We start from the raw sequence: 24,884 nt of genomic DNA, 5'->3' as shown, positions 1-24,884 counted from the left end.
GGCCCGGCGGTGGGAGCCACGGCCCACCGGCCGGATCTCCTGCTGACACTTGGCTGACGCAGCACATTGTCCGTACAAGCGAGGGGGCGCGAACAGGGCTCACGGCGTCACCCCACGCGCCTCCTCTGCGCCGGACCCGCTCCTGGACCAAGGCAGGACAGGCTCGGATTTCGTGGCCCGACGGTCACCGAAAAGCCCTACGGCGTTGTCAGTGGCCCGGCGTACCCTGGAAACCACCAGGCCGCCCTTGTGGCGGGCGAGTCTTTTCGAGGAGGACGAGCAAGGCCTACAGAGCCGGCCCATGACTCAGACACCCACAGCTCACACCCCCGCGCAGGAGCAGGCGAAGGCACGGTTCACCGTCCCCGCCCAGCATCCGATGGTCACCGTCCTGGGGTCCGGAGACGCCCTCCTGCGCGTGATCGAGAAGGCATTCCCGGCGGCCGACATCCACGTCCGGGGCAATGAGATCAGCGCGGTCGGCGACGCCCGCCAAGTCGCCCTCGTCCAGCGCCTGTTCGACGAGATGATGCTGGTGCTGCGCACCGGGCAGCCGATGACGGAGGACGCAGTGGAACGCTCGATCGCCATGCTGCGGGCGAGTGAGAACGGGGATGGTCCCGAGGAGACACCGGCCGAGGTGCTCACCCAGAACATCCTGTCCTCGCGAGGCCGCACGATCCGCCCCAAGACCCTCAACCAGAAGCGGTACGTCGACGCGATCGACAAGAACACGATCGTCTTCGGCATCGGCCCCGCCGGCACCGGCAAGACCTACCTCGCCATGGCCAAGGCGGTCCAGGCCCTGCAGGCCAAGCAGGTCAGCAGGATCATCCTGACCCGCCCGGCGGTCGAGGCGGGCGAGCGCCTCGGCTTCCTCCCGGGCACCCTCTACGAGAAGATCGACCCGTACCTGCGCCCCCTGTACGACGCCCTGCACGACATGCTGGACCCGGAGTCGATCCCGAAGCTGATGGCGGCGGGCACGATCGAGGTCGCGCCGCTGGCATACATGCGTGGTAGGACGCTCAACGACGCCTTCATCATCCTGGACGAGGCCCAGAACACGAGCCCCGAGCAGATGAAGATGTTCCTCACCCGGCTCGGCTTCGAGTCGAAGATCGTGATCACCGGTGACGTGACGCAGGTCGACCTGCCGAGCGGCACGAAGTCGGGTCTGCGGCAGGTGCAGGACATCCTGGAGGGGCTCGACGACGTGCACTTCTCCCGCCTGTCGTCGGCGGACGTCGTCCGGCACAAGCTGGTCGGCCGTATCGTCGACGCGTACGAGCAGTACGACAGCGAGAACGGTACGGAGAACGGCACCCACAAGGGTGCCCGTGACAAGCGGAAGTAGATCAGCACGACCATGTCGATCGACGTCAACAACGAGTCCGGAACCGAGGTCGACGAGCAGGCGATCCTCGACATCGCCCGCTACGCCCTCGCGCGGATGCGCATCCACCCGCTCTCCGAGCTCTCGGTGATCGTCGTGGACGAGGACGCCATGGAGCAGCTCCACATCCAGTGGATGGACCTGCCCGGGCCGACCGATGTCATGTCCTTCCCGATGGACGAGCTGCGTCCGCCGAGCAAGGACGACGAGGAGACTCCGCAGGGGCTGCTCGGTGACATCGTGCTGTGCCCGGAGGTCGCCGCGAAGCAGGGGGCCGAGGCCGAGACGCAGCACACCATGGACGAGGAGCTCCAACTCCTCACCGTCCACGGTGTGTTGCACCTCCTCGGCTACGACCACGAGGAGCCGGACGAGAAGGCCGAGATGTTCGGTCTCCAGGCTGCCATCGTGGACGGCTGGCGCGCGGAGAAGGGCCACACCGGCCCCTCCCCGGCTCCGACGGTCTCCTAAGGCACCGGGGCACCATCTCTCATGAGTCCTCAGATCGTCGTCGGGGCCATCGCCCTTGTCGTTGTCGCCTGGCTCGCCGCCTGCGCGGAGGCGGGCCTCGCGCGCGTCTCCAGCTTCCGCGCCGAGGAGGCCGTACGGTCCGGCCGGCGCGGCAGTGCCAAGCTCGCGCAGGTCGCCGCCGACCCGACCCGCTATCTCAATGTCGCGCTGCTGGTCAGGGTGGCCTGCGAGATGGCCGCCGCCGCGCTCGTCACCTACGAGTGTCTGCACGTGATCCACGGCACCGCGCCCGCGCTGCTCGCCGCGATCGGCGTCATGGTCCTCGTGTCGTACGTCGCGGTGGGGGTCTCCCCGCGCACGATCGGGCGCCAGCATCCGCTGAACACGGCCACGGCGGCGGCGTACGTGCTGCTGCCGCTCGCGCGGATCATGGGCCCGATCCCGTATCTGCTGATCCTCATCGGCAACGCGCTCACCCCCGGAAAGGGCTTCCGGCGCGGCCCGTTCGCGTCCGAGGCCGAGCTGCGCGCGCTGGTGGACCTCGCCGAGAAGGAGTCGCTGATCGAGGACGAGGAGCGCCGGATGGTGCACTCGGTCTTCGAACTCGGCGACACCCTTGTGCGTGAAGTCATGGTCCCCCGCACGGACTTGGTCGTCATCGAGCGGTACAAGACGATCCGTCAGGCCCTCACCCTCGCGCTCCGCTCCGGCTTCTCGCGGATCCCGGTGACCGGGGAGAGCGAGGACGACATCGTCGGGATCGTGTACCTGAAGGACCTGGTCCGCAAGACGCACATCAGCCGCGACGCCGAGTCGGAGCTGGTCTCTACGGCCATGCGTCCGGCGAGCTTCGTGCCGGACACCAAGAACGCCGGTGACCTGCTGCGCGAGATGCAGCAGGAGCGTAACCACGTCGCCGTCGTCATCGACGAGTACGGCGGCACGGCCGGCATCGTCACCATCGAGGACATCCTGGAGGAGATCGTCGGCGAGATCACCGACGAGTACGACCGGGAGCTGCCGCCGGTGGAGGAGCTGGGCGACGACCGCTACCGCGTCACCGCCCGCCTCGACATCGGCGACCTGGGGGAGTTGTACGGCTTCGAGGCCTACGACGACGAGGACGTGGAGACGGTCGGGGGGCTGCTCGCGAAGGCGCTGGGGCGCGTTCCCATCGCCGGTGCCTCCTCCGTCGTGGAACTGCCCGACGGGCGTGAGCTGCGGCTGACCGCGGAGGCCTCGGCCGGGCGGCGGAACAAGATCGTGACGGTGCTGGTCGAGCCGGTGGATCCGGCCGGCCCGGCCGCGGAGGAGACGAAGCCGGAGTGAGCCCCGAGGAACTGCGCGCGTTCTGCCTGTCGTTCAACGCGACGGTGGAGGACTTCCCGTTCAACCCGGACACGTCCGTCTTCAAGGTGCTGGGCAAGCTCTTCGCCCTGACCCGGCTGGACGGCCGCCCCCTCACGGTCAACCTCAAGTGCGACCCGGAGGACGCGATCCGCCTCCGGGAGGAGCACGAGGGGCTGATCATCCCCGGCTACCACATGAACAAGCGGCACTGGAACACGGTGACGGTGGACGGGGGCCTCCCGGACCGGCTCCTCAAGGAACTGATCGAGGACTCGTACGACCTGGTCGTGGCCGGGTTGCCGAGGGCGGAGCGGCTGCGGCTCGACCGGCCGTAAATCCCGGTGAGCGGTTGGTGAAGGCGTGTCAGAATCCGGCGTATGGCTGCTGCTGTGCGATATCCGCGTCCTCTGCGCCCCGGCGACCGTGTCGGTGTCACGTCTCCGTCCAGCGGGGTCCCGGACGCGCTGCGCAAGCGCCTCGATGTCGCGATCCGTGAGGTCGAGGCGCGCGGGTACGAGGTCGTCGTCGGCCGGTGCATGGACGGGACGGGCCATGTCAGCGCCCCGGCCGGTGAGCGGGCCGCCGAGCTGATGGACATGCTCACCGATCCCGGCATCCGGGCCGTGGTGCCGCCGTGGGGCGGGGAGACCGCGATCGACCTGGTGCCGTTGCTCGACTTCGAGCGGATCGGGCGGGCCGAACCGACCTGGGTGGTCGGCTACTCGGACATCTCGACCCTGCTCGCGCCGCTGAGCCTGCTCACCGGGACCGCGACCGTGCACGGCAACTCCCTTATGGAGACGCCCTATCGGGCCCCCGAAGGGCTGCTGTCCTGGCTGGACATCGCGGCCTCGCCGCAGGGCGAACCGTTCACGCAGACCCCGCCGAACCGCCATCGCAGCCCGGGCCGGGACGACTTCGTGGGTCATCCAGAGGTCCGGGACCTCACCCTCGACACCCCGGGGCGCTGGACCCGCCTCGACGGCGAAGGCGACCTCGACATCGAGGGTCGGCTGATCGGCGGCTGCGTCGAGACGCTGGCCAATCTCGCCGGGACGCCGTACCTGGACGTCGCCGCCTTCGCGCGGAGCGCGGCCCCCGAGGGGCTGCTCGTGTATGTCGAGGCCTGCGAGGACAACGCGTTCACCATCTGCCGGAACCTGCACGGCATGCGGCTGGCCGGGTTCTTCGACGCGGCGAACGCCGTGCTCGTCGGCCGGACCCACGCGCCCGACAGCCCCACACTCACCCAGCACGAGGCCGTCATGGACGCGCTCGGACCCTTGGGCGTGCCGGTGGTCGCCGATGTCGAGTGCGGTCATGTCCCGCCGTATCTGCCGCTCGTGAACGGAGCGCGCGGCCGGGTCGTCCACACGGCCACGCGCTCCGAACTCGTCCAGACCCTGGACTGACATCTCATACGGCGGCCGGGTGGGCCTTCCGGTTCCTGCCGAGGCCTACGGCCACCAGCACCGCCGCCCCCAGCGCGATCGCCGCGTCGATGCCGACGACTGTGTGGACCCCCGACATGAGGTCGCCCGAAGTGGTGGCTAGGACGCCCAGGAGCGGGATGCCGACGGTGATGCCGATCTGCTGGGTGGAGGTGACCAGGCCGGTGGCCAGGCCCTGTTCCTCGTCGGGGACGCCCGAGGTGACCGTCAGGCCGTAGGAGATGATCGCGCCCAGGTGGCACATGCTCGCCAGGGAGACGGCGGCCGTCGCCACCCAGACCGACCAGGTGTGGGTGTTCAGGGTCAGGAGGCAGGCTGTCAGAGCCGCCTGGCCGGTGAGCGAGGCGATCAGGGTGCGGCGGGCGCCGATGCGGCCGATGACCTTCGGGGCGTAGACGCCGGCCACCGCCGAGAGGATGCCCTGGACGCCGAAGACCAGGCCCGTCTCGAAGGACGACAGGTGCAGGATCTCCTGGAGGTACAGGGTCAGGACGAAGACCACCGTCGACATCATCGAGAAGGTGACCAGACCGCCCAGGTTGCCCCACGCCACCGTGCGGCGGCGCAGCATCGGGAGCGAGACCAGGGGTCGGGGCGTGCGGGACTCGATGTACGCGAAGGTCGTGAGGAGCAGGACGCCCGCGATCAGGGTGGCGATGACGTCCGTGTGGGCGAAGCCGTGGTCTGCCGCTGTCGACAGGGCGTAGATCAGGGCCAGTAGGCCGGTGGTGACCGTGATCGCGCCGGGGACGTCCAGGCGCGGGCGGTCCGGGGTGCGGGACTCCGGGAGCAGGGCGGGGGCCAGGGGGAGGACCAGGACCGCGAACAGGGTCAGCAGGGCCATCGTCGAGCGCCAGCCGAACGCGTCGGTCAGGACACCGCCGGCCACCATGCCGACCGTGAAGCCGAGCGAGAGCAGGGTGCCGGAGATGCCGAGCGCGCGGTCGCGGGCCGGGCCCTCCGGGAACGTGGTGGTGAGCAGGCTCATGCCGGTGGGGACGATCGCTGCCGCACCCAGACCTTGCAGCGCCCGGCCCGTCAGGAACGATGCCGGGTCCCAGGCGAAGGTCGCCAGCAGGGAGGCCGCGCCGAACAGGGCCAGGCCGGTGAGGAACAGCCGGCGGCGGCCGTAGAGGTCGCCGATGCGGCCGAACAGGAGCAGGAAGCCGCCGGACGGCAGCGCGAACGCGGTGACCGCCCACTGGAGACCGGACCGGCTCATGCCGAGGTCGGCGCCGAGGGTGGGCAGCGCCACGTTCAGGACGGAGAAGTCCAGGGCGACCATGAACTGGGCCGCGCAGAGGACGAAGAGGACGAGTTTGTCGCGGGTCGACAGCCGGAGGGTGTCGAGCGGTTCCTGGGGCGGGGTGGTGGTGTCGATCGCCATGGCAGGAGCTTGCGGCGGCCGGAATAGTGGTGGGGAGCCGGAAGTTGTGCTGGTGGTGGCACCACCAGCCTTGTACGAGGGGGATCTGTACGTGTCCGAGGACGCGCTGAAGAGTGAACGGCTGCGTGAGCTGCGGGAGTTCCTGATGAGCCGCCGGGCGCGGGTGTCGCCGGCCGAGGCGGGGCTGCCGGACGGCGGGGCGCGGCGGCGGACGCCGGGGTTGCGGCGCGAGGAGGTCGCGGTGCTGGCCGGGGTGGGGGCGTCCTGGTACCAGTGGCTGGAGCAGGGGCGGGACATCTCGGTGTCGCCGCAGGTGCTCGACGCCGTCGCCCGGGTGCTGCGGCTGAGCAATGCCGAGCGGCGCCATCTGTATCTGCTGGCGGGGTCGAATCCGCCCGCGCCGGAGGTGGCGCCGGAGAAGCGGGACATGTGTGACGGGCTGCGGCGGCTGATCGACACGTGGATGCCGTATCCGGCGCACATCATGGACATGTACTACAACTGCGTGATGTACAACGACGCGGCGGCGATCGTCCTCGGGATGCGCCCGGGGAACACGCAGAACTGTCTCGTCGACTTCTTCGTCGATCCGCTGTACCGGTCGCGGTCGAAGAGCTGGGAGCGGAACGCCCGGACCGTCGTCGCGCAGTTCCGGGCCGCGTCCTCGGCCCGGCCGGACGACGAGGGGTATCGGGCGGTGTTCGAACAGCTCGCGGAGTGCGCCGAGTTCGCCGTGCTGTGGGCGGAGCGGGACATCGAGGATGCCGGGCAGATCCGTAAGGAGCTCGATCATCCGTTGGCGGGGCTGCTGGTCGTGGAATCCACGGCGATGAAGGTGCCGGCCCGGCCGGATCTCACGATCGTGCTGCACACGCCGTTGGACGAGGCGGACACGGCGGAGAAACTGGAGTGGCTGGCGTCGCCCGAGGGGCGGCGGGGGGCGATGTACCCCGTGGCCGGGTAGCTGCTCCGAGCGTCCGTATGCTCGGGGCATGACCGACAGCAGCGCGCTTGATCCCGAGGACCGCAAGATCGTCACCCTGGCCCGTTCGGCTCGGGCCCGTAACGGTGTGCCGGAGGGCGCGGCCGTGCGGGACGAGACGGGGCGGACGTATGTCGCCGGGACGGTTGCCCTTCCCTCGCTGGAGCTGAGCGCGTTGCGGACGGCTGTGGCCATGGCGGTGGCTTCCGGGGCGAAGTCGTTGGAGGCGGCGGCGGTGGTGTCGGAGGCGGAGTCCGTGGCTGCGGAGGATCTGGCGGCGGTACGGGATCTGGGTGGGGCGGAGACGCCGGTGCACGTGGCTTCGCCGGACGGGGTTGTTCGTCTGACGGTGGCTGCTGGCTGAGGTGGTGCTGGGGGCTGCGCCCCCAGACCCCCATCGGCCCTGAAGGGGCCTCGTCCTCAAACTCCCCCAGAGGGGGGACCCCCAACGGGCTGAAATATGCGGGCCTGCGCTGAGAAGTGGCACCGAGATGCCGACAGACCCCCCGCGCCGGAAATGTCCCCGTGTCCGGAAGTGACCCGTCCGGATTTCGCCCTTGCTCTTGCCCCGTCTCCCGCGCATCAATGGAACCGTAAGTTCCGACGGACCGTCAGATTCTCGCTCGCGTGGCGCACCGCACCGCGTTCGTGAGGGGTTTCTGAGGTGGTTGTCCCGTCCGTCCCCACATGGCATTCCCCGACACGGGAAGGGAACCAGCCCCATGAAAGGCAAGCTGAGAAGCAAGCGGATCGGTACCGGTGCGGCACTGGTGACGGGGGTCCTCGCGGCCGCCTCGCTGGCGTTCGCGCCCAGCGCGCTCGCCGTCACTCCCCAGACGGCGACGATCACAGCGGACTGCGGCATCTTCGGCGGAGGCGCGGCAACGCTCACCGCCACGCAGGACGGCACCGCGGCCACGGTCACCATCACCTCCTCCATCACGGCGCCACTCGCCCTGTCGGCAGACTCCATCTCTTCCACCTTCACGTTCGAGAACGCGAGCGGTGGCACCACCGTCTTCAGCGGCACGAAGAACCCGGCCATGGCGACCGGCGACGCCGTCACCGTCGGTCCGCTCGACGGGACCGTGGCCTCAGGCGACAGCCTGGAGGCGTACGGCGGCTCGCTGCAGATGACGATCTTCGGGATCGCCGTCACGTGCACGGCCACCGGACCGCAGTCACCGGGTCCGTTCGTGTTCGACTGAGAAGCCGGCTGAGGAGTCGCCCGGGAAGTCGACCGGGTAGGCGCCCGAGAATTCCCCCCACGGGCTCAACTGGGCCGTCAGCTACCGCTGTTGCGGGAGCTGACGGCCCATCAGTTTATTTTGATGTGTGCATTGACTTCTCACGCGATCCCCACATCAATGCCCCCTGTGAGCGCAGATGAGCCGCTGCGCCCATCGTCCTCAGGAGGGGGCACAGCCATGGCTACGACATTCCGAAGACGCCGTTGGGCGTCGTTGCTCGGGGTGACCGCGCTCGCGGTCGCCACGGGCGGTGCGCTGGCCTGTCCGGCCGGTGCGTCCACGAACGTGGACTTCGCCACGCACTGCATCCCGCCGGCGATCGCGGGCATCCCGCCGATCGACGGCACCACGACCGCCGCGATCACGGTCGACAACACCGCGCCGAAGGTCGGCGACACCGTCACCGTGACGTACACGGTGGTCACACCGGCCGCCAGCAACCCGACCGCGATCGCCCTGCCGGCCGACATCATGACGCCCACCGGGAAGGTCACCCTCGGCGGTGCCCAGACCGGCAGCCTCACGGTGGCCGGGCCCAAGAAGAACGACCCGGTGCCGGGCAACGGCGCCTTCCCGTCGTTCTCCATGACCGGCACCTTCACGGTCACCACCCCGGGCGCGATCACCCTCTCGCCCGGCGACTACAACATCCACACCAGCTACATCCTGGAGCTGGACACCCCCTGCACGGTGACGAACCCGCCGGCGCCGGTCTCCGAGACCGTCACCGCGACCGCCACCGTTCCGGTCAACACCCGTGCGATCAGCCTGGGTTCGGCCTCCGGGAACGCCGGTGACAGCGTCACCGTGACCGGCAGCAACTTCACCCCGGGTGCCACCGTGACCCTGGCCGGACGGTCCGGGACCGCCCAGACCGCGGACACGGCGACCGTCACGGCCAGTTCCAGTGGTGCCATCAGCGGTTCTCTCGTCGTCAATGACAAGACGACCACCGGGGTCGTGGCGTACGAGGGCAGTGCGTGGAGCACCGATCTGGGTGCCGGGCCTGCCGCCTACGTCGTCAACGACACCACGCCCGTTCCGCCGGGGAGTCAGAAGCTGACGACCACCGTCAAGGCGGGCAGTCTGTCGATGGCGCAGGCCGGGGACGCCGTGGGTCTCTCCGCGGTCGACTTCGGCAAGGGCGGTGCCTCCACGGGCGCCCTGAACACGGTGACGGTCCAGGACTTCCGCGGCGGACCCGCGGGCTGGTCCCTGACCGGCAAGGTCACCGACTTCACCGGTCCCGGCGCCAAGATCGATGCCGGGGCGCTGAGTTGGACACCCGCCTGCGCCACCAAGGCGGGCAGCCCGAGCACGTGTGTCGCCGGTTCGGCGGGCACGGTGGGCAGTTCGGGAGCGACGCTCGCGTCCACGCCCGACGGCACGCTCACCGGCGGCCAGTTCACCGTCGACGCCGGACTCTCCCTGAACGTACCGGCGTTCACGCCTCCGGGCTCGTACTCCGGCGTGCTCACGCTGACGCTCACCTGACCGTCCGCCTCACCTCCGGTGGCCGGGCGCCCGCACCCGCCCGACCGCCACACACCACGTCCGTGGGGGTCCGCACCCATGCGCAAGCTGTACGTCCTCCTCCTGAGCCTCTGCCTCGGCCTCTGTTCCGGGGTGCTCCTCGCGCCCTCCGCCCACGCGGCGGACAACGGCAGTTGGTCCGTCTACCCGGCCGCCTCGCAGGTCGCCGCGCGGCCGTACTTCTATCTCTCCGCCGACCCCGGCCAGACCATCCAGGACAAGGTGGTCGTCGCCAACAAGACGGCGAAGCCGCTGACTTTCCGGCTGTACGCGGCCGATGCCTACAACACCGCGCGTGACGGCGGGTTCGCCGTGCGGACCGTGACGGAGACGATGCGGGGCGTGGGCGCGTGGGCCAAGCCCGCCAAGTCCCGGGTAACTGTGCCCGCCCACAAGACAGTTACCGTGCCGTTCACCCTGCACGTGCCCGAAGGGGCCGAACCGGGCGACCACCCGGGCGCGTTGGTCGCCCTCGACGAACGCGTCGACAAGGGCGACGGATCGCTCGCGCTCGGCGTGCAGCGGGCCGTCGGCGCCCGCGTCTACCTCCGGGTCAGCGGACCGACGCTGCCCGCACTCGCCGTGGAACACGTGCGGGTGTCCCATCACCAGCCGCTGGTACCGGGGTTGGGGGACAGCGACGCGACGGTCTCCTACACGCTGCACAACACCGGGAACGTCACCCTCGATCCGAAGGTGACGTTGAAGGCGCAGGGGTTGTTCGGCCGTACGCTGCTGTCGCGCGGACTGACCAGGATCCCCGCCGAGTTGCTGCCCGGGCAGAGCGTGAAGCTGAGCGAGCCGTGGAAGGGGTCGCCCCAACTCGACTGGGGGGACATCACGTTGACCGCGAGCGCGCCGGGCACGAAGCAGTCGGCGAGCGCGTCGTTCTTCGCGCTGCCGTGGCTCGCGGCGGCGCTGCTGCTCGCGGTCGGGTTCGTCGGGGGAGTGCTGGCGGTCAGAGCGCGTCGGGGCCGCGTTCGCCCGTCCGAACCCGTACGACCGTCTCGACCGGGATCGACCACACCTTCCCGTCCCCGATCTTCCCCGTCTGTGCGGCCTTGACGATCGCGTCGATCACGGCGTCCGAGTCCGCGTCGTCGACGACGACCTCGATCCGCACCTTGGGGACGAGGTCGACGCGGTACTCGGCGCCGCGGTACACCTCGGTGTGGCCGCGCTGCCGGCCGTAGCCGCTGGCCTCGGTGACGGTCAGGCCGTGCACGCCGAGCTCCTGGAGCGCCGTCTTGACCTCGTCGAGGCGGTACGGCTTGACGATCGCGGTGATGAGCTTCATGCCTGGGTGCTGACCTTCTGAGCGGAGGAGGCGGAGGTGAGGGACGTGCCGACCGGGGCTCCGTGGCCCAGGACGCCGTGATCGTATGCGCTCTCGGCGTGCACCGTAAGGTCAAGACCCGTCTGCTCCTGCTCCTCGCTCGCACGTAGGCCCACCGCCTTGTCGAGCAGCTTCCCGATGCCGTACGTCACGAGGAACGCGTACGCCCCTACGGCGACCACGGCCACCAGCTGCCTGCCGAGCTGGGCGAGCCCGCCGCCGTAGAGGAGGCCGTCGGTCTTCCCGGTCAGTTCCGTGGTGGCGAAGACGCCGATCAGGAGGGTGCCGATGATGCCGCCGACCAGGTGGACGCCGACGACGTCGAGTGAGTCGTCGTAGTTCAGCTTGAACTTCCAGCCGACCGCGTACGAGCAGACGGCACCGGCGGCGAGGCCGACGACCAGCGCGCCGAGGAGCGAGACCGAGCCGCAGGACGGGGTGATCGCGACCAGGCCGGCGACCGCGCCCGAGGCGGCGCCCAGGGTGGTGGGGTGGCCGTCGCGCTTCTGCTCGACGAAGAGCCAGCCGAGGAGGCCGGTGCAGCCGGCGGTGAGGGTGTTGAGGAAGGCCGCGGCGGCGAGGCCGTTCGCGCCGAGCGCGGAACCGGCGTTGAAGCCGAACCAGCCGAACCAGAGGAGGCCCGCGCCCAGCATCACCATGGGGAGGTTGTGCGGCCGCATGGCGTCTTTCTTGAAGCCGAGGCGGGGGCCGACCACCAGGCAGAGGGCCAGACCCGAGGCGCCCGAGGTGATCTCGACCGGGAGTCCGCCCGCGAAGTCGAGGGCGCCGAGGTGCGCCGCGATCCAGCCGCCGGGGCCCCAGACCCAGTGCGCGACGGGAACGTATACGAGGAGCGCCCAGACGGGTACGAAGACCAGCCACGCGCCGAACCGGACCCGGTCCGCGACCGCGCCGCTGATCAGGGCGGCCGTGATGATCGCGAAGGTGAGCTGGAAGGTGGCGAAGAGGAGGGTGGGGACGGTGCCGTGGACGGCGTTCGGGCCGAGGCCCGCCATGCCGAGGTGTTTCACACCGCCGATCAGGCCGCCGCCGATGTCGTCGCCGAAGGCCAGCGAGTATCCCGCCGCCAGCCACACCACCGTGACCAGGGCGATCGACACGAAGCTCATCATCAGCATGTTGAGGACGCTCTTCGTGCGGACCATGCCGCCGTAGAAGAGGGCCAGGCCCGGGGTCATCAGCAGGACGAGGGCGGTGGCGGCGAGCAGCCAGGCGGTGTCGCCGGTGTCTACGTGTGCGGCGGCTTCGGCGGCTTCGGTGACGGAGAGGGGCACGGTCGTCTCCAACGGTGTGGGGGCTCGTCAGAGGGTCACCGGCGCTGGTTTCCGGTTGTGCACAGGGGTGTTTCCGTGACGTTTCATTGCGGTGGGGTTTCCGAAAGCTCACCGTGCCGGGCCCGGGTGGACTGTTGTGCGGCGGGAGCTTGTGGATCAGGGACAATGGGCGCCATGAGCGTTCGTACCCCGTCATCCAAGCCGCCTGCGTCGTCGGGGGCTCCCCACCGCGCCGGCTTCGCCTGCTTCGTGGGCCGCCCCAACGCGGGCAAGTCCACCCTTACGAATGCTCTGGTCGGCCAGAAGGTGGCGATCACCGCCAACCAGCCGCAGACCACGCGGCACACGGTGCGCGGCATCGTCCACCGGCCGGACGCGCAGCTGATCCTGGTGGACACGCCTGGGCTGCACAAGCCGCGCACGTTGCTCGGGCAGCGGCTGAACGACATCGTGCGTACGACGTGGGCCGAGGTCGACGTCATCGGTTTCTGCCTGCCCGCGAACGAGAAGCTCGGCCCGGGTGACCGTTTCATCGCGAAGGAACTGGCGTCCATCAAGAAGACGCCGAAGATCGCGATCGTCACGAAGACCGACCTGGTGGACTCGAAGACCCTGGCCGAGCAGTTGATCGCCATCGATCAGCTGGGCAAGGAGCTGGGGTTCGAGTGGGCGGAGATCGTGCCGGTGTCCGCGGTCGCGGACCAGCAGGTGGATCTGCTTGCCGATCTGCTGATTCCGCTGCTGCCGGAGGGGCCGGCCCTTTACCCCGAGGGCGACCTCACCGACGAGCCCGAGCAGGTCATGATCGCGGAGTTGATCCGGGAGGCCGCGCTGGAGGGGGTTCGGGATGAGCTGCCGCACTCCATCGCCGTCGTGGTGGAGGAGATGCTGCCCCGCGAGGACCGGCCTGCCGACAAGCCGCTCCTCGACATCCATGCGTTCGTGTACATCGAGCGGCCCAGTCAGAAGGGCATCATCATCGGGCCGAAGGGTGCGCGGCTGAAGCAGGTCGGTATCAAGTCGCGTAAGCAGATCGAGGCGTTGCTGGGGACGCCGGTGTTCCTGGACCTCCACGTGAAGGTCGCGAAGGACTGGCAGCGGGATCCTCGGCAGTTGCGGAAGTTGGGGTTCTAGAGGGGGAGTTGGGGGTTCCGAGGCTTTTTCTCGCCCCCGCCGCCCCTACCCGTCCCATCCTTCTGGGGCTCCGCCCCAGACCCCGCTCCTCAAACGCCGGAGGGGCTGAATTGTCGCCGGCCGGGGCTTGATCTTTCAGCCCGTCCGGCGTTTCCCTTCAGGGCAGATGGGGGGCTGGGGTCATGTCCTGCACGCCTATCACCCGGAGCAGTTGGAGCCGTTCGTGCGACTCCGTGCCGGGGCGGGCCGTGTGGATGATCAGGAGGTGGTGGGCGTCCTGGTTCAGGAGGATTTCGCAGTCCAGCTCCATGAGGCCTACCAGGGGGTGGCGGAAGCGCTTCGTGGACTGACGGCGTACCGCCACCTCGTGTTCCTTCCACAGGCGCGCGAACTCCTCGCTGGACGACCGGAGTTCGGCCACCAGCGCGGCCGGCTCGGGGTCGTCGGGGCGGGCCGCGGCCACCGCGCGCAGGTTCGCCACGTGGGAGCGCGCGTGGTCCGGGACGTCCTCCGGGGGGAACAACTCCCGTGCCGTGGGGTTCAGGAAGAAACGGCGGAGCAGGTTGCGGTCCTGGGGCGGGCGGGCGAACACGTCGCCCGTCAGCGCCCGCGACATCGCGTTCTGGGCGATCATCTCGCCGCAGTCGCTCGACACGTGCGCCGGGGTGTCGTGCAGCCGGTCCAGGACCAGGAGCAGGCCCGGCCGCAGGTGCGAGGAACCCCCTCCCCGCCGCGGCGGCTCCTCGCCCGTCAGGTGGAACAGGTGGTCCCGTTCGTCGTCCGTGAGCCGTAGCGCGCGGGCCAGCGCCGTCAGCATCTGGCGGGACGGGTGCGGGCCGCGGGCCTGCTCCAGGCGCGTGTAGTAGTCCACGGACATGCCGGTCAGCTGGGCCACCTCCTCGCGGCGCAGGCCCGGCGTACGGCGGCGGGGGCCGGCCGTGAGGCCCACGTCGGCGGGGTCCAGGCGGGCCCGGCCGCGGCGCAGGAAGTCGGCGAGTTCGGCTCGGTTCACGCTTCCAGGGTGCGGCAGTCCGCCCGGCTTATCCAGGGACTGCCGATCCCCCGACCGGAAGGTCTCTCCCGGCACCGGCCCGCCTGCCCAAAGCTGGTCGGAGACGAGAGGAGCACAACATGTTGACACTGGTGACAGGCTCGACGGGCCAGGTCGGACGCCGCTTCGTACCGAGGCTGCTGGCGCAGTCCAGGCCGGGGGAGCGGGTGCGCGTGCTGGTACGGGACGCGGCCCGCGGCGAGCGATTCGCCGACCTGGGCGCGGAGGTCGTACTCGGCGATCTGCGGGACGAGGACGCCCTCGGCAAGGCGGTCGCCGGCGTGGACGCGGTCGTGAACGTCGCCGCGTCCTTCCGCGGCGTACCGGACGAGGAGGCGTGGGCCGTCAACCACGCGGCCGCGGTCGCCCTGGGACAGGCGGCGCTGGCCTCCGGCGTACGGCGCTTCGTCCAGGTCAGCACGGGGCTCGTGTACGGCACCGGGCGGGGCCGCCCCATGACCGAGGAGGACGAGAGCCGCCCCGGCGGCGAGATGTGGGGCGCCTACCCCGACGCGAAGGCCACGGCGGAACGGGAGTTGCTCGCCCTGGACGGCATGGACGTCCGCGTCGCCCGACTCCCCTTCGTCTACGGCGAGGGCGACCCCCACCTCGCCAACTCCCTGCGCTGGGCCGCCCATTGGGCATCGAACCAACGCCTCCACATGGGCCACCACGCGGACGTCGCCCAGGGCCTCCTCCGCGTCCTCCACGCCCCGGGAATCGCCGGCCGGATCTACAACATCGCCGACGACGCCCCGGTCACCGCGGTCGAACTCCATCTGCTCAACGGTGTCGAGATCCCCGCCGAACTCCACGAACGCACCGACCCCGACCCGTGGTTGGGCATCATGTCCACCGAGCGCATCCGCCGGGAGCTGGGCTACCGCCCGCTGTTCCCGACGGCGTGGTCGGCACGGGACGCGGGCGTGCTCTGACCCCGCCCCCACACCTGTTCAGTCCACCCCCCGAATCCGCCGAACCAGCAACGCCCCCGCCATCCCGATCACCGCGGACACCAGATACAGCACCCGGTACCCGCCCAGATACGTCACGATCGGTGCGGCGAGGGCGGGGGCCGCGACCTGGGGCAGCGCGTTCGCCACGTTGATGACGCCGAGGTCCTTGCCGCGGTCCAGGGCCTTGGGGAGTACGTCCGTCATCAGGGCGAAGTCGACCGACGTGAAGACGCCGAAGCCGATGCCCAGGACCGCCGCCGCTACGACCGCGCCCGGCCAGGTCTGCCAGCCCGCCAGGACCGCCGTCGCGACCGCCATCAGGACGCCGGACCAGAGCACGAACGGCTTGCGGCGGCCGACCCGGTCCGACCACACCCCGCCCACCACCACCGTGGCCAGCAGCGTCAGGCCGTTCACCGCCGTGAGGATCAGGACGCCCTGGTCGGGGTCGTGGTAGTGGAGGCGGTCCCGCAGGTAATACAACAGATACAGCAGCACCAGCGCGTTGCTCAGGTTGATCAGGAAGCGGGTCAGCCACGCCCAGCCCAGGTCGGGATAGCGGCGCGGGCTCAGCCAGAAACCCTTGAAGAAGCCCTGCCAGGACCACGGTGGGCGGGTCTCGGGCGGGAGTTGGAGGTCCTTGTAGCGGAGTACGTACGGCAGCACGCCCACCGCCGTGAACACCGCGCACGCCACATAGCCCGCCCCGATGCCCCCGGCCGCCGTCGCCAGACCCGTACCGCCGACCACGCCCAGGATCTGCGCGGCGCCCAACCAGCCGCCCACAGAACCCCGTTGGAGCCGCGGCACCCGGTCCGGCACGGCCGCCGTGACCGCCGCGAAGGCCGCGTTCAGGGTGAGCTGGACCAGGCACCAGCCGGCCGCCATCGTCCACACCCCGCCCGCACCCGCGAGCAGCAGCAACGACAGCGCCCCGCCCGCGGCCCCGCCCACGATCCACGGCGTACGGCGGCCCCACCGCGCCGTCGTACGGTCGGACAGCGCGCCGAAGAGCGGATTGGCGACCAGTGACACCAGCGCGCCCGCGCCCGTCACCCACGCCAGCATCGTCTCCTTGGACATGCCGGTGCCCGGCGCGAAGTCCTTGGCCTGCGACGCCAGCAGGATCTGCAGCGGGCCGTACCAGCCCACCCAGATCGCCCCGTTGGCGAGCGACAGCGCGGACGTCCAGCCCCGGCCCACGCGTTCGACGGGTTCGGCCAGGGCGAGAGCCGAAGTGGCCGTAGCGGGAGCCGGGTTGCCGTCGTCCACTGAACTCCCCGTCGTCGTCATCTCTGCGCCCGCAGCATGCCCTGGAACCAGCCGTACGACGCCTTCGGAGTGCGCGCCTGTGTCTCGTAGTCCACGTGTACGAGGCCGAAGCGGCGCTCGTAGCCCTCCGCCCACTCGAAGTTGTCCAGCAGCGACCACACGAAGTACCCGCGGACGTCCACGCCCGCCTCCAACGCCCCGTGCAGCGCCCGGACATGGCCATCCAGGTAGGTGATCCGGTCCTGGTCGTCGATGCCGTCGTAGGAGCAGCCGTTCTCGGTGATGACGACGGGGGGGAGGCGGTCGCCGTAGCGGTCGCGGAAGGTGGTGAGGAGTTCAGTGAGGCCCTCGGGGACCACCGGCCAGCCGAAGTCCGTGACCGGGACGTTCTCGATCTCCCTTACCGAGAAGGGGAGTTCTGCGGGGAGCGTGAGGCCGCCGAACTCGATCTCCGCTCCCTGGGGTGCCCCGACCCTGCTCGGCGCGTAGTAGTTGATGCCGTACCAGTCGATCGGCTCGGAGATCACCTTCAGGTCGGACTCGACGTCGCCCGGCATCAACTCGCCAAGCCCGGACGGGTATTCGCCGAGCAGGAGAGGGTCGGCGAACAGGCGGTTCAGGAGCAGGTCGTAGAAGTTGGCCGCCTCTACGTCCTCCGGTTCCTGCGACGCCGGCCAGGTCGGGCCGTGGGAGTTGGCGATCCCGATGTCGGTGGCGCCGGCCGCGCGCAGCGCCCGTACCGCCAGGCCGTGGGCCAGGAGTTGGTGGTGGGCCACCGGGAGCGCGTCGAAGAGGAGCGTCTTGCCGGGTGCGTGGGCGCCCAGCGCGTGGCCCAACAGGGTGTGTTCCGCAGGCTCGTTGAGGGTGATCCACTTCTTCACGCGGTCGCCGAGGCGGTCGGCTACCACCGACACGTACTCCGCGAAGTGTGACGCCGTGTCCCTCCGCAACCAGTCCTGCGTCACCGGGAGATCCCAGTGGAACAGGGTCGGGACCGGGCGTACGCCCGCCGCGCACAGGTCGTCGACGAGGCGGTCGTAGAAGTCGAGGCCGCCGGGGGAGTTCACCCGCGGCCAGGAGATCGAGAAGCGGTACGCGTCCACGCCCAGGTCGGCCAGGAGGGCGACGTCCTCGCGGTGGCGGTGGTAGTGGTCGCAGGCCACCGCCGCCGTCGAGCCGTCCTTGATCCGGCCCGGCTCGGCCTCGAACGTGTCCCATACGGACGGTTCGCGTGCGTCCGCCGCGCCCTCGATCTGGTGGGCCGAAGTCGAGACGCCCCAGAGGAATCCGGCCGGGAACCGAGGTATCGGGTTGCCTGCATCAATCGCCATGCGCCGGATCATCGGTACCGGCGGTAACGGGTGTCAACGGGCGGGCGTGAACAAGCAGTTACGCCCCACCCGTCGACACACGTCTCAGCGCGACGCTACGCGCCTTCCTTCAACACCCTTGAGATCAGCTCCCGTTGATCGTCGGTGAGCCGGGGGTCGGCCGTGTGCACCGTCTTCCCGTCCACCGTGATCTCGTAGTGGAAGCCGTCCGGGACCCCCGTCGAGGGAGCGCTCTGGCCGGCGGCGACCGCCCGTTCGGCCAGCGCGTGCCACTCATGGGCGTCGGGCCGCGTCGAGGTGTCGACCTCGCCGCGGCGCTGGATACCGCCGAAACCGCCCGTGCGCCGTACCTGAATACGCATGGCCCCTGTCTAGTACGGATACGGGTCCGGCGCGACCGCCGCCGTCACCGCGACTGCCGCGACTACGAGGTCGTCGGTACCCCGACCTGTTCCCACGCCTTCTCCACGGCCTGCAACTCCTCGCCGCCGTCCCCGAACCGCGTCCTCGCGGCGGCCACCGTGAGTGTCGCGAAGTCGGTGAACAGGGCGTCCTTCTTCAGCTCGCCGCCGGTCAGGACGTCGTACCAGATCTGTCCCGCCTTCTCCCAGGCGTGGCCGCCGAGGGCGTCGGCGAGCAGGTAGAAGGCGTGGTTGGGGATGCCGGAGTTGATGTGGACGCCGCCGTTGTCGCTGCCGGTGTTGACGAAGTCGTCCATCGTCGCGGGCTGCGGGTCCTTGCCGAGGGCGTCGTCGTCGTAGGCCGTGCCCGGGGCCTTCATGGAGCGCAGGGCGACGCCGGAGACGCGCGGGGCGAGGAGGCCCGCGCCGATCAGCCAGTCGGCGTCGGCGGCGGTCTGGCCGAGCGTGTACTGCTTGATGAGCGAGCCGAAGACGTCGGAGATCGACTCGTTCAGGGCGCCGGACTGGCCGAAGTAGGTCAGGTTCGCGGTGTACTGCGTGACGCCGTGGGTGAGTTCGTGGCCGATGACGTCGACCGGGATGGTGAAGTCGAGGAACAGCTCGCCGTCGCCGTCGCCGAACACCATCTGCTCGCCGTTCCAGAACGCGTTGTCGTACTTCACGTCGTAGTGGACGGACGCGTTGAGCGGCAGGCCCTGGCCGTCGATGGAGTGCCGGTTGAAGGCGTTGAGGTACAGCTCGAAGGTGGCGCCGAGCCCGGCGAAGGCGCGGTTGACGGTGGCGTCCTTGCCCGGGTCGGAGCCCTCGGCGCGCACCTTCTTCCCCGGCAGGTCCTGCTTGTGCTTCGCGTCGTAGATCGTCCGCTGCGGCTTGTCGGACACGGTCGGCGCGGCGAGGGTCGGGGCGCCGATGACCGTGGTCAGCCGGCGGTGGGTGCGCTCATAGGCGTCGCGCTCCAGGGTCTCGCGGGCGGGACCGGAGAGCGCGGGGTCCTCGTGCTGTGCGAGCTTGTCGAGGACATGCGGTGGCACGATGGTGCAGAAGACGGGCTCGAAGCCCCCGTGAGTCGTCATGCCCGGCACCCTGGCACCGAGTGATGTGGATGTCACTACCGGCAACCGTGATTGGTGAAAAACGCGGACATTCATCACAGTCTCGTAGCGGAGAGTGGTATACGACGGTGAATGTCCCGCATAGTGATACGGCCCCCCGCACCGCGCACGACTCGGCTAGTCTGCTGGACATCATGCGTATCGGGCTGCTTCTCCTTAGCTGCCGCGGCGAGGGCCTGTAGTCGTAGGCCGACCCCCTCCCCGCGGAGTCTGGCGTTGCGCCGTCGGCCGTCCTTCAGGACACCACGAGGAGCCCCCGCATCATGGCAACCAGCCACAGCCGTGCCAATCGCCAGCAGCCCAGTTCCATGCCGATCCACAAGTACGGCCAGTACGAGCAGGTCGACATCCCCGACCGCACCTGGCCCTCGCAGCGGATCACCGTAGCCCCCCGCTGGCTCTCCACGGACCTGCGCGACGGCAACCAGGCCCTGATCGACCCCATGTCACCGGCGCGCAAGCGCGCGATGTTCGACCTGCTGGTCAAGATGGGCTACAAGGAGATCGAGGTCGGCTTCCCGGCCTCGGGCCAGACCGACTTCGACTTCGTGCGCTCGATCGTCGAAGAAGAGGGCGCGATCCCGGACGACGTCACGATCTCCGTGCTGACGCAGGCCCGCGAGGACCTGATCGAGCGGACCGTGGAGTCCCTGAAGGGCGCCAAGCGCGCCACGCTGCACCTCTACAACGCGACCGCGCCCGTCTTCCGCCGCGTGGTCTTCCGCGGCTCCAAGGACGACATCAGGCAGATCGCCGTCGACGGTACGCGCCTGGTGATGGAGTACGCCGAGAAGCTGCTGGGCCCCGAGACCGTGTTCGGGTACCAGTACTCGCCGGAGATCTTCACCGACACCGAGCTGGACTTCGCGCTGGAGGTCTGCGAGGCGGTCATGGACGTCTGGCAGCCCGGCCCGGACCGCGAGATCATCCTCAACCTGCCTGCCACGGTTGAGCGTTCGACCCCCTCCACGCACGCCGACCGCTTCGAGTGGATGGGCCGCCACCTGTCCCGCCGCGAGCACGTGGTGCTGTCGATCCACCCGCACAACGACCGCGGTACGGCCGTCGCCGCCGCCGAGCTCGCGCTGATGGCCGGCGCCGACCGCGTCGAGGGCTGCCTGTTCGGACAGGGCGAGCGCACCGGCAACGTCGACCTGGTCACCCTGGGCATGAACCTGTTCTCGCAGGGCGTCGACCCGCAGATCGACTTCTCGAACATCGACGAGATCCGTCGTACGTGGGAGTACTGCAACCAGATGGAGGTCCACCCGCGCCACCCGTACGTGGGCGACCTGGTCTACACGTCCTTCTCCGGCTCCCACCAGGACGCCATCAAGAAGGGCTTCGACGCCATGGAGGCCGACGCCGCCGCCAAGGGCGTCACCGTCGACGACATCGAGTGGGCGGTCCCGTATCTGCCGATCGACCCGAAGGACGTGGGCCGGTCCTACGAGGCCGTCATCCGGGTCAACTCGCAGTCGGGCAAGGGCGGTATCGCGTACGTCCTGAAGAACGACCACAAGCTGGACCTGCCGCGCCGGATGCAGATCGAGTTCTCCAAGCTCATTCAGGCCAAGACGGACGCCGAGGGCGGCGAGGTCACCCCGAAGGAGATCTGGGCGACCTTCGAGGACGAGTACCTGCCGAACCCGGACAACCCCTGGGGCCGTATCCAGGTGAAGACCGGCCAGTCGACCACCGACACCGACGGCGTGGACACGCTCAAGGTGGAGGCGAGCGTCGACGGCGTCGACACCGTCCTGACCGGCTCCGGCAACGGCCCGATCTCCGCGTTCTTCGACGCCCTGGGGTCCGTCGGCATCGACGTACGGCTCCTGGACTACCAGGAGCACACGATGAGCGAGGGAGCCTCCTCGCAGGCCGCGTCGTACATCGAGTGCGCGATCGACGACAAGATCCTGTGGGGAATCGGCATTGACGCGAATACGACACGTGCGTCCCTGAAGGCGGTCGTCTCGGCCGTCAACCGCGCTACCCGCTGAACCATCCTGACCGGCGGTTTACTCGTCGTCGAAGGGCCCCGTACGCCGGTCTCCGGCGGGCGGGGCCCCGTCGTTTCCCGGCCATTCCGTGTGCAGGTCACGGAGAGGTCTCGTCCGGGGTACTGACTCCGGCTCGACAATGTGGCTAACATCACGCCAGCGCGGCGATGTTGCCGCGGCGTTACGGAGGTGCGACGTGCTGCCTGAACGGGGACGAGACGGCCGAGCTGTCCATGAGGGACGAGCGGCGCGCGTGCTGGGTATCCGTACCGCGTGGACCAGCGTCGGAGACGGCGAGTTCTTCTGCCCCGGCTGCGGGGGCGACCGCAACTACCAGCGGCTCACCGGGCGCCGCCGCTTCACCCTGCTCGGCATGCCGGTGCTGCCGCGCGGCGACACCGGGCCGGTCGTCGAGTGCGCGGCCTGCCAGGGCCACTACGGCACCGACGTCCTCGACCACCCCACCACGAGCCGCTTCTCCGCGATGCTCCGCGACGCCGTCCACACGGTCGCCCTCGCGGTCCTCGCGGCGGGCGGCAGCTGCGCCCGTACGTCCCTGGAGGCCGCCGCGGGCACCGTGCGGGCCGCCGGCTTCCAGGAGTGCACGGAGGAACAGCTCGGCGCGCTCGTCGAGGCCCTGGCCGCCGACACCGGCCGCGTCTTCGGCGAACCCAGCGGCGCGGGCCTCGCCATAGAGCTGCACGAGGCCCTCGACCCGCTGGCCCCCCATCTCGCCCCGGCCGGCCGCGAATCGATCCTGCTCCAGGGCGCCCGCATCGCCCTCGCCGACGGCCCCTACACCCCCGCGGAACGCGACGCCCTCGCCACGGTGGGCGCCGCCCTCACCATCTGCTCGGACGACGTGACCCGACTGCTGGCGGCGGCCCGCACACCCTCATAGCCCCGGCCAGTACTCCCCAGGGAGTAATACGGCCGCGCGGACACCCCTGGCAGTAGTCCCGAACTCGCCCTCCCGCGCGACGAATTGCCCCTCCCACGTCGGAAGTCCGGAGAGCGCAAGCAGACATCCGCGCCGGGGGTGGGCGCGAGCCCCTGAGGGCAGGGCGGGAGTGGCTGTTACGTCCCGGGGGTGGAGCGGCGTTCGTTGTCCTCGGCCGCGCGTCGTACGAGGGATACCAGCCATGAGTTGAGGGAGCGGTCGTCTGCGGCGGCCAGCGCTTTGGCCTTGGCGTACAGGTCGCCGAGGAAGGCCTGCGCATCGCCCGCGACCTGCACGACCTGCTCGCGCACAGCATCACCCTCATCGGCGTGCGGACCTCGGTGGCCGCGCATGTGCCGGCCGAGGACTACGGCCGCCTCGACCGGGCCGCCGTGGCCAAGGCCCTGGACGACATCGCCGACACCTGCCACAGCGCACGCGGCGAACTGCGCACCACGCTGGAGGTGCTCCGCGACCACGGCCCCCTCGACGACGACCACGGTCCACTCGACCAGCGCGGCCCGCTGCCCGGCCTCGACGGCCTGGCCGACCTCGCCGCCACGGCCCGGGCGGCGGGGGCGAGGGTCGACATTCCTGGTCAAGGACACCCGTCCGGCCGAACTCCTCGACGTGATCCGTACGGTGGCGGCCGGAGAGGCGCTTCTGTCGCCGGGCCCCACGTCCCGGCTGATCGCCCGTTTCCTGCGCGGCCCCGTCGCGCCCGCCACCGGCGGCCCCGCATGCCTCTCCGAACGCGAACGCGGAGTGCTCGCCCTGGTCGCGCGCGGCCTCAACGACACCGAGGTGGCCGAAGCGTTGGGCCTGAGTCCGCTCACCGCGAAGACGCACGTCAGCCGCATCATGGGCCAGCTGGGGGCGCGCGACCGGGCACAGTTGGTGATCGTGGCGTACGAGTCCGGGATGGTGACACCGGGGAGGCTGTGACGGACAGACAGGTCGGCGTCGTTCCGCGAGGGGCGACCTCCGTGAGGGAGAGCGATGACCATCCTGAGCCGCACGCTTCTCGTGGCAGCCGTACTGGTTGCTCCGATCACCTTCGCCGGGAACGCCTCCGCGCGCTCCGGCTGCACGTCGTCCGTGCCGTACGTCTCGGGAAGCGGCGGCTACGACACCTACCGCATCCCGGCGACCGTCGTCACCGGCCAGGGAACCGTCCTGGCCTTCGCCGAGGGACGCCACAACAGCGCGGGCGACACCGGCCACATCGACGTCGTCCTCCGGCGCTCCAGCGACGGGGGCTGCACGTGGGGTCCGGTGGCGGTGGTGGCCGCGGGGGACGGGGACACCCGGGGCAACCCGGCTCCCGTCGTCGACCCGCGCACCGGTGCGGTCGTCCTCGTCACCTCCTACAACAGCGGCGCCGTGACCGAGGGCCAGATCATGCGGGGCGAGGTCACGGCAGAGCAGAGTCGCCGGGTGTTCGTGCAGCGCAGCTGGGACGACGGCCGCAACTTCACACCCCCTCGGGACATCACGGGGGAGGTGAAGCTGCCGACCTGGCGCTGGTACGCGACGGGGCCCGGGCACGCGGTCGCCCTTACGCGGGGCGTGCACGCGGGGCGGCTGGTCATCCCGGCCAACCACTCCGCCGCGCCGCCCGCCGGGTCGAGCGACACCGGGCAGGAGGCGAAGTACTACGGCGGGCACGACCTGTACAGCGACGACGGGGGTGAGACGTGGCGGCTGGGGTTCGTCGACTCGACGTACGACGGGGTCGACAACGCGAATGAGTCGGCGGTGGCTGAACTCCCTGACGGGCGGCTGTATTTCAGCTCGCGCGATCAGCTGGGGACGAGTGCGGGGAATCGGCTCGACACGTACTCCAGTGACGGGGGTGTGAGTCTGGATCGGCCCTACGCGGTCCAGCACACGTTGGACGACGTGCCTGTGGTGGAGGGGAGTGTGCTTCAACTGCCGGGGGAGGGGGCTCCGTTGTTGTTCTCCGCGCCGTCCGTTCCCCATGCGCGGGAGGGGATGGCGATCTGGCGGAGTGCGGATGGCGGGGGGAGTTTCGTGAAGGCGGTCACGTTGTCGGGGGAGTGGGCGGGGTATTCGGATCTGGTGAGTGTGGGTGGGGGGACGGTCGGGGTGCTTTATGAGACGGGGGCGGTGAGTGCGTACGACACGATCGAGTTCCGGCGGGTGGGAGTGGCTGAGCTGGGCGGGGGCTGATGCCCTGGGGGCTCCGCCC

At 70.1% G+C, this 24,884-nt stretch carries 24 protein-coding genes and 2 pseudogenes; 17 read left to right on the top strand and 9 right to left on the bottom strand.

Annotated elements, in window-relative coordinates; genetic code table 11:
* The first annotated feature begins 301 nt into the window (after positions 1–301).
* The 5 genes from OG496_RS21140 to OG496_RS21120 are packed head-to-tail and all read left to right on the top strand — an operon-like array spanning position 302 to position 4,629.
* Positions 302–1,357 carry a PhoH family protein gene (locus OG496_RS21140; RefSeq protein WP_366490917.1) on the top strand — a complete coding sequence of 352 codons (1,056 nt, stop codon included), beginning with the start codon at positions 302–304 and terminating at the stop codon, positions 1,355–1,357.
* 12 nt (positions 1,358–1,369) lie between these two features.
* Complete coding sequence (ybeY, locus tag OG496_RS21135; protein ID WP_033285959.1) at positions 1,370–1,867, top strand: rRNA maturation RNase YbeY; 498 nt, start codon at positions 1,370–1,372, stop codon at positions 1,865–1,867.
* A gap of 21 nt (positions 1,868–1,888) precedes the next feature.
* Complete coding sequence (locus OG496_RS21130) at positions 1,889–3,196, top strand: hemolysin family protein (RefSeq protein ID WP_366490918.1); 1,308 nt, start codon at positions 1,889–1,891, stop codon at positions 3,194–3,196.
* Positions 3,193–3,552 (top strand): MmcQ/YjbR family DNA-binding protein, encoded by a 360-nt coding sequence (locus OG496_RS21125; RefSeq protein ID WP_033285961.1) that lies wholly within the window; start codon positions 3,193–3,195, stop codon positions 3,550–3,552. The genes OG496_RS21130 and OG496_RS21125 overlap by 4 nt, the downstream gene beginning before the upstream one ends.
* Positions 3,553–3,594: 42 nt before the next feature.
* The gene (locus tag OG496_RS21120; protein WP_405971989.1) at positions 3,595–4,629 is read left to right on the top strand and encodes a S66 peptidase family protein; all 1,035 of its coding nucleotides are present in this window, start codon (positions 3,595–3,597) and stop codon (positions 4,627–4,629) included.
* A 4-nt stretch (positions 4,630–4,633) separates the two neighbouring features.
* Here OG496_RS21120 and OG496_RS21115 read toward each other — a convergent pair whose 3' ends face one another.
* Positions 4,634–6,055, bottom strand: a complete 1,422-nt coding sequence (locus OG496_RS21115) for an MFS transporter (protein WP_405971988.1) — start codon at positions 6,053–6,055, stop codon at positions 4,634–4,636.
* Positions 6,056–6,146: 91 nt separating this feature from the next.
* On the opposite strand from OG496_RS21115, the gene OG496_RS21110 reads away from it, so the two are divergent.
* The 5 genes from OG496_RS21110 (at position 6,147) to OG496_RS21090 (ending at position 10,885) form a co-directional block, all read left to right on the top strand.
* On the top strand, positions 6,147–7,019 hold the full coding sequence (locus tag OG496_RS21110; protein ID WP_366490921.1) for a helix-turn-helix transcriptional regulator: 873 nt from the start codon (positions 6,147–6,149) through the stop codon (positions 7,017–7,019).
* 28 nt (positions 7,020–7,047) lie between these two features.
* Positions 7,048–7,401 carry a cytidine deaminase gene (locus OG496_RS21105; protein WP_405971987.1) on the top strand — a complete coding sequence of 118 codons (354 nt, stop codon included), beginning with the start codon at positions 7,048–7,050 and terminating at the stop codon, positions 7,399–7,401.
* A gap of 358 nt (positions 7,402–7,759) precedes the next feature.
* Complete coding sequence (locus OG496_RS21100; protein ID WP_366434822.1) at positions 7,760–8,245, top strand: hypothetical protein; 486 nt, start codon at positions 7,760–7,762, stop codon at positions 8,243–8,245.
* Positions 8,246–8,464: 219 nt separating this feature from the next.
* Positions 8,465–9,781 (top strand): beta-xylosidase, encoded by a 1,317-nt coding sequence (locus tag OG496_RS21095; RefSeq protein WP_405971986.1) that lies wholly within the window; start codon positions 8,465–8,467, stop codon positions 9,779–9,781.
* 78 nt (positions 9,782–9,859) lie between these two features.
* Entirely contained in the window at positions 9,860–10,885 is a 1,026-nt protein-coding gene (locus OG496_RS21090) for a WxL protein peptidoglycan domain-containing protein (protein ID WP_405971985.1), read from the top strand.
* Here the strand turns inward: OG496_RS21090 and OG496_RS21085 are convergent.
* Positions 10,779–11,117: a P-II family nitrogen regulator gene (locus OG496_RS21085; protein WP_200682139.1), complete on the bottom strand. Its 339-nt coding sequence runs from the start codon at positions 11,115–11,117 to the stop codon at positions 10,779–10,781. The two genes, OG496_RS21090 and OG496_RS21085, sit on opposite strands and share 107 nt — an antisense overlap.
* On the bottom strand, positions 11,114–12,451 hold the full coding sequence (locus tag OG496_RS21080) for an ammonium transporter (protein ID WP_405971984.1): 1,338 nt from the start codon (positions 12,449–12,451) through the stop codon (positions 11,114–11,116). The genes OG496_RS21085 and OG496_RS21080 overlap by 4 nt, the downstream gene beginning before the upstream one ends.
* 174 nt (positions 12,452–12,625) lie before the next feature.
* Between OG496_RS21080 and era the strand changes: the two genes are divergently transcribed.
* Entirely contained in the window at positions 12,626–13,585 is a 960-nt protein-coding gene (era, locus tag OG496_RS21075; RefSeq protein WP_366490926.1) for a GTPase Era, read from the top strand.
* Between the two features lie 157 nt (positions 13,586–13,742).
* Here the strand turns inward: era and OG496_RS21070 are convergent, their stop codons facing one another.
* Entirely contained in the window at positions 13,743–14,597 is an 855-nt protein-coding gene (locus OG496_RS21070; protein WP_405971983.1) for a helix-turn-helix transcriptional regulator, read from the bottom strand.
* Between the two features lie 119 nt (positions 14,598–14,716).
* On the opposite strand from OG496_RS21070, the gene OG496_RS21065 reads away from it, so the two are divergent.
* On the top strand, positions 14,717–15,571 hold the full coding sequence (locus OG496_RS21065) for an NAD-dependent epimerase/dehydratase family protein (RefSeq protein WP_405971982.1): 855 nt from the start codon (positions 14,717–14,719) through the stop codon (positions 15,569–15,571).
* Between the two features lie 18 nt (positions 15,572–15,589).
* Here OG496_RS21065 and OG496_RS21060 read toward each other — a convergent pair whose 3' ends face one another.
* From OG496_RS21060 to OG496_RS21045, 4 genes are all read right to left on the bottom strand, one after another.
* On the bottom strand, positions 15,590–16,885 hold the full coding sequence (locus OG496_RS21060) for an MFS transporter (RefSeq protein ID WP_405971981.1): 1,296 nt from the start codon (positions 16,883–16,885) through the stop codon (positions 15,590–15,592).
* Entirely contained in the window at positions 16,882–18,207 is a 1,326-nt protein-coding gene (locus tag OG496_RS21055) for a GH1 family beta-glucosidase (RefSeq protein WP_405971980.1), read from the bottom strand. The genes OG496_RS21060 and OG496_RS21055 overlap by 4 nt, the downstream gene beginning before the upstream one ends.
* Before the next feature lie 83 nt (positions 18,208–18,290).
* On the bottom strand, positions 18,291–18,557 hold the full coding sequence (locus tag OG496_RS21050; protein WP_366490931.1) for a protealysin inhibitor emfourin: 267 nt from the start codon (positions 18,555–18,557) through the stop codon (positions 18,291–18,293).
* 62 nt (positions 18,558–18,619) lie between these two features.
* The gene (locus OG496_RS21045; RefSeq protein WP_405971979.1) at positions 18,620–19,690 is read right to left on the bottom strand and encodes a M4 family metallopeptidase; all 1,071 of its coding nucleotides are present in this window, start codon (positions 19,688–19,690) and stop codon (positions 18,620–18,622) included.
* A 302-nt stretch (positions 19,691–19,992) separates the two neighbouring features.
* Between OG496_RS21045 and leuA the strand changes: the two genes are divergently transcribed.
* On the top strand, positions 19,993–21,732 hold the full coding sequence (gene leuA, locus OG496_RS21040; protein ID WP_405971978.1) for a 2-isopropylmalate synthase: 1,740 nt from the start codon (positions 19,993–19,995) through the stop codon (positions 21,730–21,732).
* A 196-nt stretch (positions 21,733–21,928) separates the two neighbouring features.
* The gene (locus OG496_RS21035) at positions 21,929–22,633 is read left to right on the top strand and encodes a TerB family tellurite resistance protein (RefSeq protein WP_405971977.1); all 705 of its coding nucleotides are present in this window, start codon (positions 21,929–21,931) and stop codon (positions 22,631–22,633) included.
* A gap of 176 nt (positions 22,634–22,809) precedes the next feature.
* Here OG496_RS21035 and OG496_RS21030 read toward each other — a convergent pair whose 3' ends face one another.
* Positions 22,810–22,983 (bottom strand): toxin-antitoxin system HicB family antitoxin, encoded by a 174-nt coding sequence (locus OG496_RS21030; RefSeq protein ID WP_405971976.1) that lies wholly within the window; start codon positions 22,981–22,983, stop codon positions 22,810–22,812.
* On the opposite strand from OG496_RS21030, the pseudogene OG496_RS21025 reads away from it, so the two are divergent.
* The 3 genes and pseudogenes from OG496_RS21025 to OG496_RS21015 form a co-directional block, all read left to right on the top strand.
* A pseudogene (locus tag OG496_RS21025) lies at positions 22,927–23,262 on the top strand (histidine kinase); the annotation flags it as partial. The gene OG496_RS21030 and the pseudogene OG496_RS21025 sit on opposite strands and share 57 nt — an antisense overlap.
* Positions 23,246–23,617: pseudogene (locus tag OG496_RS21020) on the top strand (response regulator transcription factor); the annotation flags it as partial. The pseudogenes OG496_RS21025 and OG496_RS21020, both read left to right, overlap by 17 nt.
* A 54-nt stretch (positions 23,618–23,671) precedes the next feature.
* Complete coding sequence (locus OG496_RS21015) at positions 23,672–24,865, top strand: exo-alpha-sialidase (protein ID WP_405971975.1); 1,194 nt, start codon at positions 23,672–23,674, stop codon at positions 24,863–24,865.
* Positions 24,866–24,884 lie beyond the last annotated feature (19 nt).

This window comes from Streptomyces sp. NBC_00988, assembly GCF_045162645.1.
GTDB lineage: Bacteria > Actinomycetota > Actinomycetes > Streptomycetales > Streptomycetaceae > Streptomyces.
Note: the sequence above shows the minus strand (reverse complement) of the source record. Positions and strands in the feature narration are given on the sequence as shown.

Excerpts from the sequence above, each read along its gene's own strand:
- OG496_RS21140 (WP_366490917.1), top strand. The coding sequence starts at position 302 with ATGACTCAGACACCCACAGCTCACACCCCCGCGCAGGAGCAGGCGAAG.
- ybeY (WP_033285959.1), top strand. The coding sequence starts at position 1,370 with ATGTCGATCGACGTCAACAACGAGTCCGGAACCGAGGTCGACGAGCAG.
- OG496_RS21130 (WP_366490918.1), top strand. The coding sequence starts at position 1,889 with ATGAGTCCTCAGATCGTCGTCGGGGCCATCGCCCTTGTCGTTGTCGCC.
- OG496_RS21120 (WP_405971989.1), top strand. The coding sequence starts at position 3,595 with ATGGCTGCTGCTGTGCGATATCCGCGTCCTCTGCGCCCCGGCGACCGT.
- OG496_RS21115 (WP_405971988.1), bottom strand. The coding sequence starts at position 6,055 with ATGGCGATCGACACCACCACCCCGCCCCAGGAACCGCTCGACACCCTC.
- OG496_RS21105 (WP_405971987.1), top strand. The coding sequence starts at position 7,048 with ATGACCGACAGCAGCGCGCTTGATCCCGAGGACCGCAAGATCGTCACC.
- OG496_RS21100 (WP_366434822.1), top strand. The coding sequence starts at position 7,760 with ATGAAAGGCAAGCTGAGAAGCAAGCGGATCGGTACCGGTGCGGCACTG.
- OG496_RS21095 (WP_405971986.1), top strand. The coding sequence starts at position 8,465 with ATGGCTACGACATTCCGAAGACGCCGTTGGGCGTCGTTGCTCGGGGTG.
- OG496_RS21090 (WP_405971985.1), top strand. The coding sequence starts at position 9,860 with ATGCGCAAGCTGTACGTCCTCCTCCTGAGCCTCTGCCTCGGCCTCTGT.
- OG496_RS21085 (WP_200682139.1), bottom strand. The coding sequence starts at position 11,117 with ATGAAGCTCATCACCGCGATCGTCAAGCCGTACCGCCTCGACGAGGTC.
- era (WP_366490926.1), top strand. The coding sequence starts at position 12,626 with ATGAGCGTTCGTACCCCGTCATCCAAGCCGCCTGCGTCGTCGGGGGCT.
- OG496_RS21065 (WP_405971982.1), top strand. The coding sequence starts at position 14,717 with ATGTTGACACTGGTGACAGGCTCGACGGGCCAGGTCGGACGCCGCTTC.
- OG496_RS21060 (WP_405971981.1), bottom strand. The coding sequence starts at position 16,885 with ATGACGACGACGGGGAGTTCAGTGGACGACGGCAACCCGGCTCCCGCT.
- OG496_RS21055 (WP_405971980.1), bottom strand. The coding sequence starts at position 18,207 with ATGATCCGGCGCATGGCGATTGATGCAGGCAACCCGATACCTCGGTTC.
- OG496_RS21050 (WP_366490931.1), bottom strand. The coding sequence starts at position 18,557 with ATGCGTATTCAGGTACGGCGCACGGGCGGTTTCGGCGGTATCCAGCGC.
- OG496_RS21045 (WP_405971979.1), bottom strand. The coding sequence starts at position 19,690 with ATGACGACTCACGGGGGCTTCGAGCCCGTCTTCTGCACCATCGTGCCA.
- leuA (WP_405971978.1), top strand. The coding sequence starts at position 19,993 with ATGGCAACCAGCCACAGCCGTGCCAATCGCCAGCAGCCCAGTTCCATG.
- OG496_RS21015 (WP_405971975.1), top strand. The coding sequence starts at position 23,672 with ATGACCATCCTGAGCCGCACGCTTCTCGTGGCAGCCGTACTGGTTGCT.